The organism is Salinibacterium sp. SWN139 (genome assembly GCF_015864625.1).
Taxonomy (GTDB): Bacteria; Actinomycetota; Actinomycetes; order Actinomycetales; family Microbacteriaceae; genus Rhodoglobus.
The window spans coordinates 260,034-277,907 of the sequence record NZ_JADYWV010000001.1 but is presented as its reverse complement, the minus strand read 5'-3'; the positions used below and the strand labels follow the sequence as shown (position 1 = coordinate 277,907).

The 17,874-nt window shown below is 60.0% G+C and carries 19 protein-coding genes and 1 pseudogene; 3 read left to right on the top strand and 17 right to left on the bottom strand.

Annotation, left to right across the window (positions count from 1 at the left end; all coding sequences use genetic code 11):
• Nucleotides 1-3 precede the first annotated feature (3 nt).
• From I6E74_RS01360 to I6E74_RS01350, 3 genes are read right to left on the bottom strand one after another with little or no spacing between them, the layout of a single operon-like run.
• Complete coding sequence (locus I6E74_RS01360; protein WP_197122355.1) at nucleotides 4-981, bottom strand: alpha-ketoacid dehydrogenase subunit beta; 978 nt, start codon at nucleotides 979-981, stop codon at nucleotides 4-6.
• The gene (locus tag I6E74_RS01355; protein ID WP_197122353.1) at nucleotides 981-2,096 is read right to left on the bottom strand and encodes a thiamine pyrophosphate-dependent dehydrogenase E1 component subunit alpha; all 1,116 of its coding nucleotides are present in this window, start codon (nucleotides 2,094-2,096) and stop codon (nucleotides 981-983) included. Before I6E74_RS01355 ends, I6E74_RS01360 begins: the two co-directional genes overlap by 1 nt.
• Before the next feature lie 24 nt (nucleotides 2,097-2,120).
• Nucleotides 2,121-3,191 carry a histidinol-phosphate transaminase gene (locus tag I6E74_RS01350; protein WP_197122351.1) on the bottom strand — a complete coding sequence of 357 codons (1,071 nt, stop codon included), beginning with the start codon at nucleotides 3,189-3,191 and terminating at the stop codon, nucleotides 2,121-2,123.
• 138 nt (nucleotides 3,192-3,329) lie between these two features.
• Between I6E74_RS01350 and I6E74_RS01345 the strand changes: the two genes are divergently transcribed.
• Nucleotides 3,330-3,725 (top strand): phage holin family protein, encoded by a 396-nt coding sequence (locus I6E74_RS01345; protein ID WP_197122349.1) that lies wholly within the window; start codon nucleotides 3,330-3,332, stop codon nucleotides 3,723-3,725.
• Here I6E74_RS01345 and I6E74_RS01340 read toward each other — a convergent pair.
• Nucleotides 3,722-5,149, bottom strand: coding sequence for a hypothetical protein (locus I6E74_RS01340; protein ID WP_197122347.1), 1,428 nt, complete (start codon nucleotides 5,147-5,149; stop codon nucleotides 3,722-3,724). The genes I6E74_RS01345 and I6E74_RS01340 overlap by 4 nt on opposite strands.
• A complete protein-coding gene (locus tag I6E74_RS01335; protein ID WP_197122345.1) occupies nucleotides 5,139-5,399 on the bottom strand; it encodes a hypothetical protein in 261 nt (86 codons plus the stop codon). The genes I6E74_RS01340 and I6E74_RS01335 overlap by 11 nt, the downstream gene beginning before the upstream one ends.
• Nucleotides 5,400-5,524: 125 nt before the next feature.
• On the opposite strand from I6E74_RS01335, the gene I6E74_RS01330 reads away from it, so the two are divergent.
• Both I6E74_RS01330 and purB read left to right on the top strand, forming a co-directional pair.
• Nucleotides 5,525-6,067, top strand: a complete 543-nt coding sequence (locus I6E74_RS01330) for a low molecular weight protein-tyrosine-phosphatase (RefSeq protein WP_197122343.1) — start codon at nucleotides 5,525-5,527, stop codon at nucleotides 6,065-6,067.
• Nucleotides 6,064-7,455 (top strand): adenylosuccinate lyase, encoded by a 1,392-nt coding sequence (gene purB, locus I6E74_RS01325; protein WP_197122341.1) that lies wholly within the window; start codon nucleotides 6,064-6,066, stop codon nucleotides 7,453-7,455. The genes I6E74_RS01330 and purB overlap by 4 nt, the downstream gene beginning before the upstream one ends.
• 121 nt (nucleotides 7,456-7,576) lie before the next feature.
• On the opposite strand, the gene I6E74_RS01320 is transcribed toward purB, so the two are convergent.
• The 12 genes and pseudogenes from I6E74_RS01320 to I6E74_RS01265 form a co-directional block, all read right to left on the bottom strand.
• Complete coding sequence (locus tag I6E74_RS01320; RefSeq protein ID WP_197122339.1) at nucleotides 7,577-8,332, bottom strand: ABC transporter ATP-binding protein; 756 nt, start codon at nucleotides 8,330-8,332, stop codon at nucleotides 7,577-7,579.
• A complete protein-coding gene (locus tag I6E74_RS01315) occupies nucleotides 8,329-9,381 on the bottom strand; it encodes an iron chelate uptake ABC transporter family permease subunit (RefSeq protein ID WP_374221040.1) in 1,053 nt (350 codons plus the stop codon). Before I6E74_RS01315 ends, I6E74_RS01320 begins: the two co-directional genes overlap by 4 nt.
• A complete protein-coding gene (locus tag I6E74_RS01310; RefSeq protein WP_197122337.1) occupies nucleotides 9,374-10,360 on the bottom strand; it encodes an ABC transporter permease in 987 nt (328 codons plus the stop codon). The genes I6E74_RS01315 and I6E74_RS01310 overlap by 8 nt, the downstream gene beginning before the upstream one ends.
• A gap of 92 nt (nucleotides 10,361-10,452) precedes the next feature.
• Nucleotides 10,453-11,436, bottom strand: coding sequence for a siderophore ABC transporter substrate-binding protein (locus I6E74_RS01305; protein ID WP_197122335.1), 984 nt, complete (start codon nucleotides 11,434-11,436; stop codon nucleotides 10,453-10,455).
• 222 nt (nucleotides 11,437-11,658) lie between these two features.
• Complete coding sequence (locus tag I6E74_RS01300) at nucleotides 11,659-11,904, bottom strand: hypothetical protein (protein ID WP_197122333.1); 246 nt, start codon at nucleotides 11,902-11,904, stop codon at nucleotides 11,659-11,661.
• A complete protein-coding gene (locus I6E74_RS01295; protein WP_197122331.1) occupies nucleotides 11,904-12,548 on the bottom strand; it encodes a hypothetical protein in 645 nt (214 codons plus the stop codon). The genes I6E74_RS01300 and I6E74_RS01295 overlap by 1 nt, the downstream gene beginning before the upstream one ends.
• A gap of 86 nt (nucleotides 12,549-12,634) precedes the next feature.
• A complete protein-coding gene (dnaB, locus tag I6E74_RS01290) occupies nucleotides 12,635-14,023 on the bottom strand; it encodes a replicative DNA helicase (protein ID WP_197106864.1) in 1,389 nt (462 codons plus the stop codon).
• Nucleotides 14,024-14,419: 396 nt separating this feature from the next.
• The gene (gene rplI, locus I6E74_RS01285; protein ID WP_197122329.1) at nucleotides 14,420-14,872 is read right to left on the bottom strand and encodes a 50S ribosomal protein L9; all 453 of its coding nucleotides are present in this window, start codon (nucleotides 14,870-14,872) and stop codon (nucleotides 14,420-14,422) included.
• A gap of 12 nt (nucleotides 14,873-14,884) precedes the next feature.
• Nucleotides 14,885-15,148: a 30S ribosomal protein S18 gene (rpsR, locus tag I6E74_RS01280; RefSeq protein ID WP_009773575.1), complete on the bottom strand. Its 264-nt coding sequence runs from the start codon at nucleotides 15,146-15,148 to the stop codon at nucleotides 14,885-14,887.
• A 42-nt stretch (nucleotides 15,149-15,190) separates the two neighbouring features.
• Nucleotides 15,191-15,697 (bottom strand): single-stranded DNA-binding protein, encoded by a 507-nt coding sequence (locus tag I6E74_RS01275; protein WP_197122327.1) that lies wholly within the window; start codon nucleotides 15,695-15,697, stop codon nucleotides 15,191-15,193.
• Between the two features lie 113 nt (nucleotides 15,698-15,810).
• A pseudogene (rpsF, locus tag I6E74_RS01270) lies at nucleotides 15,811-16,152 on the bottom strand (30S ribosomal protein S6); the annotation flags it as partial.
• A 183-nt stretch (nucleotides 16,153-16,335) separates the two neighbouring features.
• Nucleotides 16,336-17,763, bottom strand: a complete 1,428-nt coding sequence (locus I6E74_RS01265) for a CCA tRNA nucleotidyltransferase (protein WP_197122323.1) — start codon at nucleotides 17,761-17,763, stop codon at nucleotides 16,336-16,338.
• Nucleotides 17,764-17,874: the final 111 nt, after the last annotated feature.

Sequence of the window (17,874 nt, the reverse complement as noted above, 5' to 3'; positions counted from 1 at the left end):
TCGTCAGTAGGCCAATGCCCGGTCGACAGCATCCAAGATGCGGTCAACACTAGGCAAGTACACGGATTCCAGCTTGGCAGGAGGGAATGGGGCGTCGTAACCGCTCACGCGCAGCACCGGTGCTTCGAGTGAGTAGAACGCACGCTCTGCCACGGTAGCCGCAACCTCCGAGCCCACGCTCACATTCCCGGGTGCCTCTTGAACAACAACAACGCGGCCCGTTTTTTGGGCGGATGCCACAATCGGGTCAAAGTCGATGGGGGAGAGCGACCGAAGGTCAACAACCTCAACGCTTGTGCCTTCTTCGGCGGCGAGTTCTGCTGCTTGCAACAACATCGACACAATCGCGCCATGGCCAACGAGGGTCACTTCGGTGCCCTCGCGCACGACGCGGCTGGAGTGAGTGGCGATGCCTGCCGACTCGCGGTCGACCTCACCCTTCTGCCAGTAACGCGATTTGGGCTCGAAGAACATCACCGGGTCGTTGCTGGCGATGGCTTCTTGAATCATCCAATACGCGTCGTGAGGCGTAGCGGGGCTGAGCAGGCGCAACCCGGCAGTGTGCGCGAAGTAGGCTTCTGGGCTCTCTTGGTGGTGCTCAACAGCGCCAATGTGGCCGCCGTAGGGAACACGAATCACGACGGGCATCTGAAGCGTGCCCTCGTGGCGCGCGGTCAGCTTCGCCAGTTGGGAAGTGATTTGGTCAAAGCCGGGAAAAATAAAACCGTCGAACTGGATTTCGCACACGGGGCGGAATCCGCTCATGGCAAGCCCGATCGCGGTCCCCACGATTCCGGATTCAGCCAGCGGAGTATCGAGAACACGCTTGTCACCGAACTCGGCCTGCAGCCCCTCGGTGACGCGAAAGACGCCACCGAGCGGCCCAATGTCTTCGCCCATCAACAGGACTTTGCTGTCAGCAGCCATCGCGGCACGCATGCCCTCGTTGAGAGCCTTCGCCATCGTCATCGTTTCAGTCATCAGTTGCCCTCCTCAAACGATGCCTCGAAGTCGGCGAGCGCCGCGCGCTGTGCATCCATCAGCGGATGCGGGTCTGAGTAGACATTGTCAAACATCGTCGAGCTGGCCGGCACCGGCAACTCGGTGATGCGCTTACGGATGTCGGCAGCGAGGTCGTCACCCTCTGCCGCAATTTCGTCGAAGAAAGCTTGGCTCGCGCCGCGGCCCCGTAGGTAGGTGTCGAAGCGGGTGATGGGGTCACGCTGAGCCCAGAATTCGAGTTCGCTGTTGTCGCGGTATTTCGAGGGGTCGTCGCTCGTGGTGTGGGCACCCATACGGTAAGTGAGGGCCTCGATAAAGCGGGGGCCTTCGCCGGCGCGGGCGGCATCAAGATTGGCCTTGCTCACAGCGAAGCTTGCGAGAACGTCGTTGCCGTCGATTTGAACGCTCGGGATGCCGAAACCTTCGCCGCGCAAGTAGAGCGGGGTGCGCGACTGGCGTGAGACGGGAACCGAGATGGCCCAGTGGTTGTTTTGCAAGAAGAAGACTTGAGGAGTTTGGTAGCTGGCAGCGAAGACCATTGCTTCGCTGACGTCACCCTGGCTCGTTGAGCCGTCGCCGAAGTAGACCATGACGGCCGCGTCGGTGTCGGGATTGCCGGTGCCGGCACGACCTTCGAGGTTCATGCCCATGGCATAACCAGTCGCGTGCAGCGTCTGCGAACCAATCACGAGCGTGTAGAGGTGGAAGTTGTCGTGCTCTTTCGGGTCCCAACCACCGTGGCTGAGGCCACGGAACATCGACAGGATCGTGATGGGGTCGACCCCGCGCATGAGAGCGATGACGTGTTCCCGGTAGGAGGGAAATAGGTGGTCTTGGGGTTTGGCAGCGAGCGCCGAACCCACCTGAGCGGCCTCTTGGCCGTGGCTCGGAACCCAGAGGGCAAGCTGGCCCTGTCGCTGCAGGTTCGCTGCCTCAATATCGAAGCGGCGCATCACCACCATGTGGCGGTGGAACTCCTGAAGAGCGTCATCACTGAGCTTGTCGACGTAGGGGAGGTACTGTTCGCTGGCATCGCTGTGAACGAGCGTGCCCTCGGGAGAGAGCAGCTGAACCGTCGCGGCGGTATAAGACATTCGACTAATCTAACGCGGCCAGCGTTAGATCGTTTCCCTTGAAGCGACAACCTCTTGGGCTGCTCTTAGGAGTTTCTCCACAGATTCCTCTTCGCCAACGCTTACCCGAAGGCCTTCGCCGAGCGCCCGAACGACTATCCCGTGTGACCGGAATACCTCTGCAGCCCAGTCGGTTGCTGACCCGGTCGGCAACCACACAAAGTTGCCGTTGGGGGCGGGTACGTCCCAGCCTTGCTCGCTGAGGCCAGCAACGATTCTGTCGCGCACCGCATTAATGCTGGTCACCCGCTCCAACAATTCATCTTCATGTTCGAGGGATGCGATCGCTGCTTTCTGCGCAATCTCCGTGACCGAGAGTGGAATGGCCACCGCTCGCGCCGCATCCATCACGTATTCGGGGCCGACCGCATACCCGATGCGGAGGCCTGCAAGGCCGTAAGCCTTGGAGAATGTGCGCAACAACACGAGGTTCGGGTACGTGCCGACGAGCGTCTCTCCGCGCACAGCCTCGACGTCGGTCACGAACTCGCGGTAGGCCTCATCGAGAACGACAAGAACGTTCTCGGGAACTGTTGCCATGAAGTCGCGGAATTCGGCATCCGTGACAACAGTGCTGGTGGGGTTGTTGGGGCTGCAGACGATCACGACGCGAGTGGACGCTGTGATGGCGTCGCTCATAGCCGCGAGGTTGTGCCGGTGGTCGCTTTGATTCGCGATCTGCACGCTCGTGGCTCCGGCTGCCGAGACCAACAGTGGGTAGGCCTCGAAACTGCGCCAGGCGTAGATGACTTCGTCGCCAGCGGCTGCGGCGGCGCTCACGAGTTGGGCGAGCACGGCTACCGAACCTGCCCCGACCTGCACGCTGTCGGGCGTAACACCGAAGCGTTCAGCAATCTGCGCCCGCAATGCAGCGGCGGATGCGTCGGGGTAGCGGTTGATCGAGTGCGTCGACAATTGCGCCAGCACCGAGGGCAACGGCTCGTAGGGGTTTTCGTTGGAGGACAGCTTGAAGGCATCCGCGGCGGCGGGCGCACCCTGGCGGTAGGGCACGATGGCGGCGATTTCGGGGCGGAGCTGTACTCGGTTGCTGGTCACGTCACCAGCCTAGGGGCGCGAGTGGATGCATTCGTTTCGCGCCGGTGACAATGTGCGAGGCGATTCGCGCGCCTCGTTGTGCCGCCCTTCAGCGGATAGCCGTTGCGGCAGTACAAACACGTGCTGCATAGTTGAGGTATGAGAATCATCGTGCGCTTGCTGATCAACGCTCTTGCTTTGTGGCTGACTACGGTGGTTGTTGCCGGGGTCGAGATCATTCCTTTTGCTCCCGGGGGAACCCTTGAGGTCGTTCTGACCTTCTTGCTGGTCGCTGCGGTGTTCGGAATTGTGAACGGCGTGCTCGGCAATCTGATCCGTATTGTTGCTTTCCCGCTGTACGTTCTGACACTGGGCCTTCTTGCTCTCGTGGTGAATGGTCTGCTGCTGTTGCTCACGAGTTGGATCTCAGGTCTCTTCGGTTTCGGCCTCGTTGTTGACGGATTCTGGTGGGGAGTGCTTGGCGCGCTCGTCTTGGGTCTCATCAGCTGGTTCATCGGCATCTTGGTTCGGCCCGTAGTAGGCCGCAAGCGCTAAGGCTGCACCCGCTCGTACCCGTAACTAGTGACGGTGGTTACAGCATCCTTGTGAACGGTCGGCGTTAGGTTCGACACGGCGTCGCGAAGAAATTCACTGTCTGTGCTGTCTATTCGGCGCGCAGTTTCTCGATACTCGTCCAGTTGATGGGCTGGCGCCATAACACCGTCGAGTAGCGGACGGCCAGCAAAGACCTCTCGCTCCACGATCACCGCGTGCTGATTTCCTTGAATCCCCCCAGCTGCCGGAACGATGTCATCGCTGTGCTCGAAGAGGAGCGTGGGAACGGTTGGTGGGATCTTGATCTGACCCGTGTTGCCTCCGAACCCGACTAAACCGGTGACGTTGTAGTCTTCCGATTCTGCGAGCCGGGCGATGATCGCTGCCCCCTGAGAATGCCCGGTCAAAGCAACCGCGCTTTCGGCGGTAATACCCGCTTCTGCCATCGCTGCAACCACAGCGCTATACGCCGCCGCCTCCTGGTCCGCGGCGAGGCTGAGATTGCTCGTGCCGTCGAACGGTTGCGCTGAGTCGGAGATAGCAAAGTCAACGGTCCCGGAAACGTACACCTCGAAGGAGTCGTCCTCTCCGGGAAATGATGTCTTTTCTATGCGGATCTGAAACGGAGAATCTGGGGTGGGTTGGGGAATTCGTTCGGCGCGTTCCTCAACAGAGTGGGCGGGCTCCACGCGAGTGGTGTCGCTCTTGCTGACCAGTTGCACCGGCGTTTCTTTCAGCACCCCGGCGATACCTCCCAGCCGCTGGATCGCCCCGGCTGCGGTGGGAAGCCCCAGAACACCCGCCGCGCTCAAGACGCTCACTAGTGATGGCGGTAACCCTGCGGCTCCGGCCAAGAACTCATCGGCATTCATCACACCGAAGCGAACAGCGAGTACATACGCCGGATCGCTTATGAGTTCGTTGAGTTCAGCAGTGAACTTTTCGCTGGCGAACACTTCTGCTGGATTGCGGCCCGTCACGAGAGCTGCTGCTGTGATCCCCAACAGAATCGGCACCGCTGTCACCGACAATGCCAACACTGCGGCGTGCGTCGGGAACAAGAAACCGAGCCACGCCGCGGCATCGGCCGTGATCTTGCGAGAAACTCCCTCGGCGAACGCCTCAGCCAACCCGTAGCTGTCGGCAGCGAATCGCACGAGATTACTCAGGTGCTCGGCACGATGAGCGACTCTCTGAAGGTCAGAGAAAGCGAAGTCGAGGTCATCCTCGGCGAGCGCGGCAGCCGTAGGGATGCCGAGCATCTCGAGTTGGCTGAGGGTGAGCCGGGCATCCACCATCTGAATGGCACCGGCGATGTCCCGCGTCATTTCGGCCGCCCGCTGGAGTGTGCTGACAGCGATGAGCATTTCCTCCGTCGAGACCGAAACGCTGCCACCACCGGAGATGATGAGTTCATCCGACATAGGAGCCCATCTGCTGAAGTGCCAACATCGTTCGATGTTCTGCCGTCTCAATCAAGGTCCGTGCTCGCGTTAGGTCCCGGTGCAGTTCAAGCACCCCGGCATCGAACAGCTCCTGGGCAGGACCGCGCCAGTCGATGCCCGCGTGGGGAAGAAACTCTCGCACAGAGCTGAGCCGGGCAAGGATCATGCGGAGTTGTTGGGCTTGAAATTCAAGTGCGACGCGAGCAGTCGCATCCAGGGGTGTAGTCAATGGTCGCCTTTCGCTGTCACAACTCTCGCCAAACCCCGCCCCACACAGTGGCTACCAACACGTATCGGGGAAGGGAATACGTAGACCAGCGCTGTTGGGGAGTTGAAACTGCGACAGAATGAAGCATGACCTTCGAGCGAGCACTCTCAGACTCGACTGCTTTTAGGGTCTGTTTCGTGTGCACCGGCAACATCTGTCGCTCTCCGATGGCCGAAACAGTGTTTCGAGAGCTTGTTGCCGAAGCTGGCCTTCAGGACCGCATCGCGGTTACTTCCGCCGGCACCGGTGACTGGCATGTCGGGGAGTCAGCTGACCCCCGCACCATCAGCGCCCTTGCCGCACGCGGCTACAATGGTTCTGGGCATCGCGCCCGCCAGTTCGACCCCGAATGGTTTGACAAGTTCGACCTCATCGTCGCGTTCGATCGAGGACAGGAACGCATTCTGCGCACGTGGGCACCCAACGATCAAGACCGATCAAAAGTGCAGCCCATGTTGAGCTTTGACAGCGAACTCGCTCCTCTTATCGACGTGCCAGACCCCTACTATTCGGATGCCGCACTTTTTGATCATGTCCTCGGCATGATCGAGAAAGCGTGCGGCTCACTATTTCGTCAGATCACGCCAGGCATCACAGCACCAACCCCCAACAACCAGGGAGCCCCATGAGCCCGTTGCCCGTTCAACCACTGAGTCCCCTCGATGGCCGCTACCGTCCCGCCGTTTCGGCCTTGGGGGAGTACCTGTCCGAGGCTGGCCTAAACCGGGCCCGCGTGCATGTTGAAGTTGAATGGCTGATTTTCCTCACGAGCAAGAGCCTGTTTGGTTCGAACCCGATGAGCGCCGACCAGGTCACCGCCCTGCGCGCCTTCGCTACCGATTTTGGTCAAGAGCAGATCGATGAACTCGCTCGCCTCGAAGCCACCACCCGCCACGACGTCAAGGCCGTCGAGTATCTGGTGCGCGCCAAGCTCGACGAGCTGGGCCTGAGCGCGATCGCTGAGCTCACTCACTTCGCCGCCACGAGCGAAGACATCAACAATCTCTCGTACGCGCTCACTATCTCGGATGCCGTACGCGAAGTCTGGCTGCCCAAGTTCCGTACCGTGCTCGGTGCGCTTCGCGCGCAGTCCGAGCTCATGCGCGACAACGCGATGCTCGCTCACACCCACGGTCAGCCGGCGACGCCGACCACCATGGGCAAGGAATTCGCGGTCTTCGTGTACCGACTCGACCGCATCCTGATCCGCATTGAAGGCATCAGCTACCTCGGCAAGTTCAGCGGAGCTACTGGCACGTTTGCCGCCCACCTCGCTGCAGACCCCGAGCAGAACTGGCCAGCCCTTTCGAAGGAGTTCGTGGAATCCCTCGGGCTCGACTGGAACCCGCTGACCACGCAAATTGAATCGCACGACTGGCAAGTGGAGCTGTACCAAGCCACAAGTCACGCGAACCGCGTGCTGCACAACCTCTGCACCGACGTGTGGTCGTACATTTCGATGGGCTACTTCCGCCAGATTCCGCAGGCGGGCGCAACCGGTTCGTCGACAATGCCGCACAAGATCAACCCGATCCGCTTCGAAAACGCTGAGGCCAACCTCGAGCTCTCGAGCGCTCTTCTCGAGTCGCTCGCTCAGACTCTCGTGACCTCACGACTCCAGCGCGACCTCACCGACTCCACGACGCAGCGCAACGTGGGTGTCGCCTACGGTCACTCGCTGCTCGCTCTCGACAACATCGAGCGCGGCCTCAAGGAGATCGCCCTCAACCCTGATGCTCTTGACGCTGATCTCGACAGCAACTGGGAGATCCTCGGCGAGGCCATCCAGACGGTCATTCGCGCCGAGGTCACCGCGGGCCGCAGCACCATCAGCGACCCCTACGCCATCCTCAAGGAACTCACGCGCGGCAAGCGCATCAACTCTGTCGACCTCACCGAGTTCATCTCGGGGCTCGACATTGGTGCGGATGCCAAGGCACGTTTGCAGGCGCTGACCCCCGCCACCTATGTCGGCCTTGCGAGCTCGCTCGTTGACTACCTCGGCGACGCCAAGTAGCCCTCGCACTGCGGCGAGCAACTCACGCTAAACAAAGGCCGGTCTCCTCACGGAGGCCGGCCTTTGACGTTTGCGCCCCTGATTGCTCCGTCCGACAGGGGCGCCGCACACCCCTCGGGGCTTAGTAGTACACAGCGAGCGCGCCGTTAGGCCCGTCGATGACCTGCACCGGGGTGTCGAAGATCCGGGTGAGCACGTCATCGGTCAAGATCTCAGCGGGCGTTCCGAACTCGGTGACTTGGCCATCCTTGACGGCACAAATGTGGTCGGCGTAGTGTCCGGCAAAGTTGATGTCGTGAAGCACGATGATAATCGTGCGGCCGAGTTCTTGGGCGGCGCGCTTGAGGTGACGCATCATCTGCACTGAATGCTTCATGTCGAGGTTGTTGAGGGGCTCATCCAGAAGCACATATTCGGTGTCCTGCGCGAGCACCATGGCAACATAGGCGCGTTGGCGCTGTCCGCCCGATAGCTCGTCAAGGTAGCGGTCTTGCAGGCCTTCAAGGTTCAGAAAGTTGATGGAGTTGTTGATCGCCACCTCATCCGCTTCGGTCAGTCGGCCTTGCGAATACGGGAAGCGGCTGAACCCCACGAGCTGACGCACCGTGAGTCGGGCGATGAAGTGATTCTCTTGCCGCAGGATCGCGATGATCTTGGCGAGGTCTTTCGACTTGGTCTTCGCGACGTCGTAGCCCGCGACTTCGATGTGGCCGGAGTCAATCCCGAGCAGGCGACCGATCATGGTCAGCAGCGTGGATTTGCCCGCACCGTTCGGGCCCACCAGCGCGGTGATGCCCCCCTCGGGGATCGTGAGGTCGACCGGCCCAATAGTGATTTCGTGGCCATAGCTTTTGCCCACATTGTTCAGGGTGATCACAGGCGGCCCTTTCTCAGAATGACGATGAGGAAGACGGTTCCTCCGACAAGTTCAACGATGATCGACACCACTCCTTGCGCGTAGAACAGGTTCTTCATCACGAAGTACGCGCCGCCCAAGACCACGAATCCGGCCAACACCGCGATCGGGAAGATGTGGCGATGGTCGTAGGTGTCCGCGAATTGGTAGGCGAGTGTCGCGACTAAGAACCCGAAGAAGGTCATCGGGCCGACGAGCGACGTGGAGACTGCCATCAAGATCGAGACGAAGAACAGTACGCGCATGATCTCGAAGCGGTAGCTGATTCCCAAGTTCGTGGCGGTGTCAGACCCCAGGGCGACGATATTGAGGCGTCGGCCCTGCGAGAGCAGGAAGGTGCCGGCCACCAGGCAGAGCACGAGCGAGATGGGCAGGTAGCTGGCATCCGCATTGGAGATGGACCCGAACAGGCGGGCCGTGAGGATGTCGAACTCGCTCGGCGTGAGCAGGCGCTGCATGAATGTCGACACCGCTCCGAGCCCGCCGCCGATGATGATGCCGACGAGCAGCATGATCTGCAGGTTGCCGTACTTTCCCGTGAGCAACCAGCCGTACAGCAGTAGCGAGAGCCCCACCATCAGCGCGATCTGAAGCAGGAACTGGGGGAGACCCTGCAGGGCAACGATGCCGCTGATGCCCAAGAAGTACACCGCGGAGGTTTGAACGGCCACATACAGAGACTCGAAGCCCATGATGGATGGCGTAAGAATCCGGTTGTTGGTCACCGTCTGAAAACTCACGGTCGCAATCGCCTGGCAGAAGGCCACGACGGCAATCACAATCACGTTGGTAGCGCGCAGCTCAGCGATGAGCCAGAACCCGTCGGTACCGACCGGCATTGGGTTATCCCACGCCAGCAGGCCGACGGCGATCGCGACAGCGGCCACGCTCAGGATGCTGAGGAGTATCCAGTAGCGGCGACGCGCCTTGACCGTGGGGAAGGGCCCCGTCACGCCGGCCGCGCCGACGGCAATAGTCGGCTTCTCTCGAGCATCCAAGGGACTATGCACGGCGGCGCTGCTTCAACAGAAGGGCAATGAAGACGACCGCACCCACGACGCCCAGAATGAGCGACACGGGTACTTCGAACGGCATGATGATCGTGCGGCCCACGATGTCGCACACGGTCACGATGGCGATGCCGAGCAGGCACACCCAGGGCAGGTTGCTGCGCAGGTCATCGCCGCGGAACATCGACACGATGTTGGGAACGATCAGCCCGAGGAACGGCAGATTGCCGACGACAACGGTCACGACTCCGGTCGCTACCGCAATGAGCGCGGTGCCGATGAGCAAAATCTGGTTGTAGTTCACACCGACATTCGTCGCAATGTCTTGGCCGAGCCCCGCCACGGTGAGCCGGTCGGCGAACAGGAAGATCACGACCACGACGACTGCGACGATCCAGAGCAGTTCGTACTGCCCGCGCATCACCGAAGTGAAGCTGCCGGCGAACCACACGGAGAGGCTCTGAAGCATGTCGGTCGAAAGAGCAATGTAGGTGGAGATGGCGCCAACGACGGAACCGAGCATGATGCCGACGATCGGCACGATCAGCGACGAGCGCAGGGTGACGCGGCGCAGGAAGAGAAAGAACACCCCGGTGCCGATGAACGCGGCAATGACCGCACCGGTCATGCGGGCGAGGATGCTGGCTCCCGGAAAGAGAATCATCACGGTGAGCAGTCCGAGGCCTGCCCACTCGGTAGTGCCGGTCATGGTCGGTTCCACGAAGCGGTTCTGCGTCAGCAACTGCATGACGAGCCCGCTCATTGCCATCGCTGCACCCGCGAGCACGAGGGCAACCGTTCGGGGAACGCGAGTAATGCCGAACATTCGTTGGCCGTCATCCGCCCCAAAAATGTCGTAGACACCGATGAAGAGCGAGGCAACCAACAGCAGCACAACGCCCACCGTCGCGAGCAGGAGTTTCCAGTCGAAGAGGGTGGTCGCGTTGGCGGGCCGCCGTCGGGCCAGTGTTGACGTCATCCGTGAGTGAGGGTTTCTGATTGAAGGCCAGAACCGTTCGGTGCTGAAGTTCGCCCGGGGGCACACTTCAGCACCGAACGGCGTGAGTAACGCTAGTTCTTGGCTTCGAGAGCGTCAGCGAGAGCGTTGAAGAACTCGGTGTACGTCTGGATGCCTTCGTTCGTGTAGGTGTCAGCCGGCATGTACACGAGGTTGCTTTCCTGCACCGCGGTGACGCCCGAGAGTGCTTCGGAGCTCTCAAGAACTTCGCTGCCCTGCACGTAGCTGGGGTCGTCAGCGAGAATCGCGGCGTCGCGGTCCATCACGAGAATCCAGTCGGGGTTGGAGTCAGCAATTGCCTCTACCGAGATGTCATCACCCTGGTGGTCTTCGCTGCTGTCATCGACATCCAGTGCGGCGGTGAAGTCGAAGATGTCGAAAAGCGGGCCGAGGGTGCGACCGACGGTCGGAGCCGCGTATCCGATCTCTCCACCGGAGGTGATGACAGCCATCACGGAGTCTTCGCTGTTGTACGCCGCGTTCACGCGCTCGATGGAGGCATCGAAGTCAGCATTCAGCTGTTCGGCCTCTGCTTGCTTGCCGAAGATCTCACCCAGAATGGTGGTCTGGCGCTTGAGCTCGGCGTCAAAGGGCTCACCCTCGCGCGGGTCAAGGTCAACGACCACGGCGTCAGGCACGAGCTTGGCGAAGTCGTCGTAGTACGGCGCAAACCGCTGCCCGTTGATGATCACGTCGGGTTGTACGGCAACGACGGACTCGAGATCGGGCTCGCTGTGGTTACCCAGGTCGATGATCGAGTCATCTTCGGTGTAGGCAATCGTGCTCGGCATCAGCGCGACAGCAGCGGCACTGAGTTCGATTCCCCAGTCCGAGAGAGTTTCGAACGTGCGGTTATCCGTGGCGACTACCGAGGTGAATGGCGTCGACAGCGTGTGGCTGCCGTTGTTGTCTTCGAACTGAACAGATGCTTCAGCCCCGTTTGAATCTGCAGCTTCGGGGGTAGCGGTGCTGCAGGCAGCAAGCGCGAGCGCCAGTACTCCGACGAGTACTCCGTGCCGGGTTCGTGAAAAGTTCATGGTGTCCTTAGTTATTTCGGATGACCGAAAGCGGTCGGGCGTAAAAACGCAACACCCGCTGCAGCGAGTGTTGCTTAGGTAAGCCTAACCTTAATAAAGACTGGGAGTCAAAGAAGTTCCAGTCACCAACCGCATGAACTTCTGGGCGCTCCAAAGAGGTCGATCGGGGCGCACTTCAGCCGTTTTAGGCGGGTGCACACTACCCCCGTACGTCAGAGCACACTAGTGCGAGGCGTCGCGGTCCTGCTCATCCATGTCAAGAAGTTCGTCCTTATCGGGACGAACGGCGAGCACGAGCATTGCGATAACAACAAGCGAGACGATGAACGCAACCCCAGTGAAGATGAGGGCGAGCATCAGTTCACGGGTCGACATGAAAACGACGAGACCGGCGAACAGCCCGAAAATCGCGGAAAGACCGAGCATTTCGGCTGGACGCGTGCGGTCACGCTTGTCTGGGGAGGTCACTATTCTTCTTTCTCTTGCACGGCTGCGGTTACAACATCATGATCGGTTCGACTCCACTTGAGCGAGAATGCCGCGATCACTAGGTACACACCAAGAATGGCCCAATAAGCTCCGAGAAGACCGACTACCACAATGGATGCCGTGAGTTCTCGGTCGATTCCATCGGGTCCTGTGTAGGGCTGGCTGAATCCCGGCGGCACAAGCAGCACGATGAGCGCGAGTAGCGCAGTCAGGCCCCCGACGAAAACCCAGTCGCGGGATGACGCGTCACGTCCCCGGCTGCGGAGACCCAGGTAGAGCTCAAGAAAACCGGTGATGGCGGCGAAGGCTGTCAGCAAGAAGACGAAGTAGGCCTGGCCTCCACCTGTCGCGACGAACGCGGCGACGGCAGTGGCGAGCGTGACGACGCTCTGCGTGATCGTGAAGGAGCGGGCGATACCCCGGTGCGGCGACATGATGCTTGCCGTGAGCAGAACGGCGCCGACCACGAGAGTGAAACTTGCGAGGGTGACAAGACCAAGGCGCGACGAATGATCGGCCGAAAACGTAATGACGATGGCCAGCGCAAGGGCGGGAATAGCGCGAGCTAGCGGCACGTACCACGCAGTGGATGCCGGCAGCGGCTCAGCGTGAGCACTAGTCAAGCGATCGCCTTCTTTCTCAACAAGCGGATGCTTCTAGTGTAGGCCGCTTGGGACACTCCCCTGTCGGGGATGCTGACCAGAAACGCCTAGGACCCTGGCGGCAGGTCGACGAAGCGCGAGAAGTGGCCGTGGAAGCCCACGGTGACGGTGCGCGTCGGTCCGTTACGGTGCTTGGCGATGATCAGGTCGGCTTCACCGGCGCGGGGGCTATCCGCTTCATAGGCGCTTTCGCGGTGAAGCAGGATAACCATGTCGGCGTCTTGCTCGAGCGATCCCGATTCACGAAGGTCGGAGAGCGCTGGCTTCTTGTCGGCACGCTGCTCAGGACCACGGTTCAGCTGCGAGATAGCGATAACGGGAACTTCAAGCTCCTTGGCGAGAAGCTTGAGCGCACGAGAGAACTCGCTGACCTCTTGCTGACGCGACTCGACTTTCTTACCGCTCGTCATGAGCTGCAAGTAGTCGATGATGACCATGCGCAGGCCAACCTTTTGCTTGAGCCGACGGCACTTGGCGCGAATCTCCACCAGAGTCATGTTCGGGCTGTCGTCAATATAAAGCGGAGCATCATTGATGCGGCCACGAGTCTGCGCGATGGTGGTCCAGTCGTTGGCGTGCACCGAACCCTTACGCATGTGCTGCAGCGGAACGCTGGCTTCTGCCGACAGCAGTCGCATAGCGATTTCGCTTCGTCCCATTTCGAGCGAGAACACAATCGACGGCAAATCATGGTGAATGGATGCTGCGCGTGCGAAGTCCAAACCAAGAGTTGACTTACCAATAGCTGGTCGCGCGGCCAAAATGATCAGCTGACCGGGGTGCAGCCCGTTGGTCAGTTCATCGAGCTCAGCGAATCCGGTGGGAACACCGATCATCTGGCCGTCGCGGCCGCGAGCTGCTTCGATTTCGTCGATTGCGCTCTCGACGGCGGTCGTGAGGGGTACGTAGTCTTCGGTTTCAACGCCACCGGTCACGGAGTAGATCTCGGCCTGGGCGTTGTTGACAAGGTCGAGAACTTCGCCCTCGCTGGCGTAACCCATCTGAACGATTCGTGTCCCCGCTTCAACAAGACGGCGAAGGACCGCTTTCTCCGTGACAATCGTCGCGTAGAAGCCGGCATTAGCTGCGGTTGGTACGAGACCAGTGAGGGTGTGAAGGTACTCAACTCCACCGGCTCGGGAGAGCTCACCTGTTTTCGTGAGCTCGTCGGTAACGGCGATGACGTCAGTTGGTTCACCGTGCGAGTAGAGGGTGAGTACTGCGTTGAAGATGGTTTCGTGCTTGGGGACGTAGAAGTCGACTCCGCGTACGGTCTCGATGACATCGGCGACAGCATCCTTGCTCAGGAGCATTCCACCGATGGCGCTTTGCTCGGCAAGGAGGTCGTGGGGAGGTACGCGGTCGCCGCGGGAGCTGCCTCGAGATTCGCCTGATTGACGCTCGTCGCCCGAAAGGCCTAGGTGCGCGATCGACATGGTTTTCCTCCTTGTGGGGCAGCTCTATTTATACGAGTAGCCCCTGACACTCGGGCAGGCTCCTCACTGGGACCCGCTCCAAGGCTGCTTTACCCTACGAAGCAGAATCAACTACCCACAACTGGGGATGTGTATAAACCTGTGCACAACTCGGACGAAACGCCGACTGCTGTGTGAACAACCTGTGGAAACAACTGTGGAAACAGCGGGGAATAAACACTCAAATCGCCGTCTGACCTGCACTTTTAGTTTTCACACACAATGTGTAAAAACATGCCTAAAGTCGAGATTGAGGGTTCCGTATTTTTCGTAATCCTGTGCACAAAAGGCTTGACAACGGGCCTTAAAACACAAGGACGACGAGCCAAGCGGCTCGTCGTCCTTGCGATAAAACAGTTACTTGCTAGCAACCACCTGAAGGGTGATCGTTGCAACGATGTCGTCACGCAGACGGATCGTAGCTTCGTGATCTCCAACAACCTTGATTGCCGACGAGATTTCAATCTTGCGCTTGTCGATGTCGCCAAGTCCTGCAGCGGCAACAGCGTCCGCTACGTGAGCGGGCTTAACCGAACCGAACAGACGTCCACCCTGACCAGCGGTCACGGTGAGCTTGACCTTGGTCGCCTGGAGGCGAGCCTTGAGGTCCTGAGCTTCTTCAAGCGTGGCGTGCTCGCGCGATGCGCGTGCTGCCTTGATGGACTCGACCTGCTTTTCGCCACCGCGAGTCCACGCCACGGCAAAGCCCTGGGGGATGAGGTAGTTACGGGCGAAGCCGTTCTTTACGTCTACAACGTCGCCAGGCGCGCCGAGACCAGTCACTTCGTGAGTGAGGATGAGCTTTGACATGTCGGTGGCTCCTTAACGGCCTGCGCCGGCGTAGGGCAGCAATGCCATCTCACGGGCGTTCTTGACGGCCGTGGCGATGAGACGCTGCTCCTGAACGGAAACACCGGTAATACGACGGGCGCGGATCTTTCCACGCTCGGAGATGAACTTACGAAGCGTAGCGACATCCTTGTAGTCGATAACGCCTACGCGGATCGACTTGGCTGGTGCGGCGTTCTTGCCGTCCTTGCCTTTGCGGATGGGCTTGCGGCGGTCGCCGCTGCTCTTTCCTGCCATGAGTGTTACTTCTTTCTGTAAATAAGACTGATCGTCGAGTGCCTAGAAAGGCGTCTCGTCGGAGTAGTTACCAGGGGTGTTCCATACATCGCCAGATGAGGCTGCAGGAGCGCTAGCTGCCCACGGCTCTTCCTTTGCCTGGCCGCCACCGTTTTGCTGGACTCCACGAGGGGCCGAGCTGTCACGGGGGGCGCGGGTGATCTGCGTCGTTGCATAACGGAGGCTGGGACCGATTTCGTCGATCTCCAGTTCCATGCTCGTGCGCTTTTCGCCCTCTTTGGTTTCGTAGGAACGCTGACGAAGACGACCCTGCGCAACAACGCGGGTTCCCTTGGTCAGTGAGCTGGCAACGTGCTCGGCGAATTCACGCCAGCAGGAAGCGCGGAGGAAAAGTGCTTCTCCGTCTTTCCACTCGTTGGATGCTCGATCGAAGGTGCGCGGCGTAGAGGCAATGGTGAAGTTAGCTACGGCAAGTCCGCCCTGCGTGTAACGCAGTTCGGGATCTGCCGTGAGGTTCCCCACGACCGTAATGACTGTTTCGCCGGCCACGGTTACTTAGCTTCCGCTTCAGCCTTGGCTTCGTCAGCAGGAGCGGCGGGAGCGGCGGGCGCCGGAGCAGCCTTAGCTTCTTCAGCAGGAGCCTTGGTTGCGGCTGCAGGAGTCTTTGCTGGAGCAGCAGCCTTGCGGGCGGCCTTCTCTTCAGCAACCTTCTTGGCAGCAGCTACCTGAGCGAACCCAGCTTCTGCACGCAGCACCTTGGTGCGCATGACAGCTTCGCTGAGTGAGAGTTGGCGGTCGAGCTCATCTGTTGACTTGCTCTCTGCGGTGAAGTTGACGACGGCGTAGATGCCCTCGGTCTTCTTGTTGATCTCGTAGGCCAAACGACGGCGACCCCAAATATCGATGTTATCGATGGTGCCACCGTCATTACGGATGACATTGAGGAACTTGTCGAGACTGGGAGCCACGGTGCGTTCGTCGATCTCTGGATCGAGGATGACCATGAGTTCGTACTGATGCGTCACAAACCCACCTCCTTCGGACTTAAACGGTTACAGACGGTCTGTAACAGGAGGGTGTTGACGTTCATCGAACTGCCTAAAGGCAGTCAGACAACCTGCCCAGTGTAGTTGCTTGGCACGCTAATACTCAAGGTGAGAAGAAAAGCCGCTTTCGCTAGCGGGCGTCTACTGGCGGGCAGCCCACCAGGCTCGCAATCGCTTTTCTGCTTCGTCGTCACCGAGCGGTCCTTCATCCAGACGCAGGTCGAGCAAGAACTTGTAGGCCTCGCCCACCTCACGACTCGGCTTAAGCCCGAGGATCGCCATGATCTGCTCACCGTCAAGATCGGGACGAACTGCAGCAACTCCCTCTGCCTCAGCGATAGCCGCAATGCGGTCCTCGAGATCGTCGTAGGCAAACGAAAGTCGATCGGCCTTGCGCACATTGCGCGTGGTGACATCCGCCCGCGTAATGATGTGGAGACGTTCAAGTTGGTCACCGGCATCCCGAACGTAACGGCGCACGGCCGAATCGGTCCAGGCACCCTCGGTGTAGCCAAAGAACCGCAAATGCAATTCAATAAGGCGCGCCACCGCGGTGATGGTCTCCTTGTCGAAGCGCAGTGCACGCAAACGCTTCGTCGCGAGCTTCGCACCCACAACATCGTGGTGGTGGAAAGTAACAACGCCACCGCGCTCGATCTTGCGGGTCGATGGCTTGCCAATGTCGTGCAGAAGCGCAGCAAGACGCAGAATCAGATCGGGGCTTTCAATGCCCGGCCGACGCTTCTCGAGATCGATCGCCTGACGCAACACGGTGAGGGAGTGTTCGTAGACGTCCTTATGGTGGGCGTGCTCGTCCACTTCAAGCTTCAAGGCGGGCACTTCAGGCAACACTTGGTCAGCAAGGCCGGTTTCGACCATGAGGCGGATGCCCGGCACGGGGTCATCCGTCTTCAAAAGTTTTGTCAGCTCATCGCTCACGCGCTCTACGCTCACAATGTCGAGGCGCGGAGCGAGCTGCTTCATCGCCGCGACAGTAGCGGGGGAGACCGTGAAACCCAGCTGCGACGTAAACCGTGCGGCACGCATCATGCGCAGCGGGTCATCACCGAACGAGACCTCGGGGGAGCCCGGCGTTGTCAGAGTCTTGCTGAGGAGATGTTCAACGCCGCCCCACGGATCAACGAGAACGCGCTCCGGCAATCGCAACGCCATCGCGTTGACACTGAAGTCGCGACGTTCCAGATCTTTTTCGAGAGAATCACCGAAGGCGACAACAGGCTTACGGGTCGCACCGTCATAACTATCGGCACGGTAGGTCGTAATCTCAACCGTCTCGCCATCAATGCGGGCAGCGATCGTGCCAAAGTCCCGGCCGATATCCCACTGCGCTTCTGAAATCGGCTTCACCATGCGCATGATGTCGTCGGGGGTCGCATTAGTTGCAAAATCGAGGTCTGTGACCTTGCGGCCCAAGAACGCATCCCGCACCGGACCACCCACGAGGGCGAGTTCGAATCCCTCAGCAGCGAAGCGCGCCGATAAGGTGGCTACGGGTTTAGAGTCGGCAAGCTGTCCGAGACTCTCGATCGCGTGGGCAACACTCTCCATGATGCGACTAGTTTCGCACGAGCAACGAGTGCAATTTGTCCCCAACCGCGCAAAGCACCCACCATTCAGACAAGGACGAATAAACTCACACCATGCTGGCCACGCGAGAGT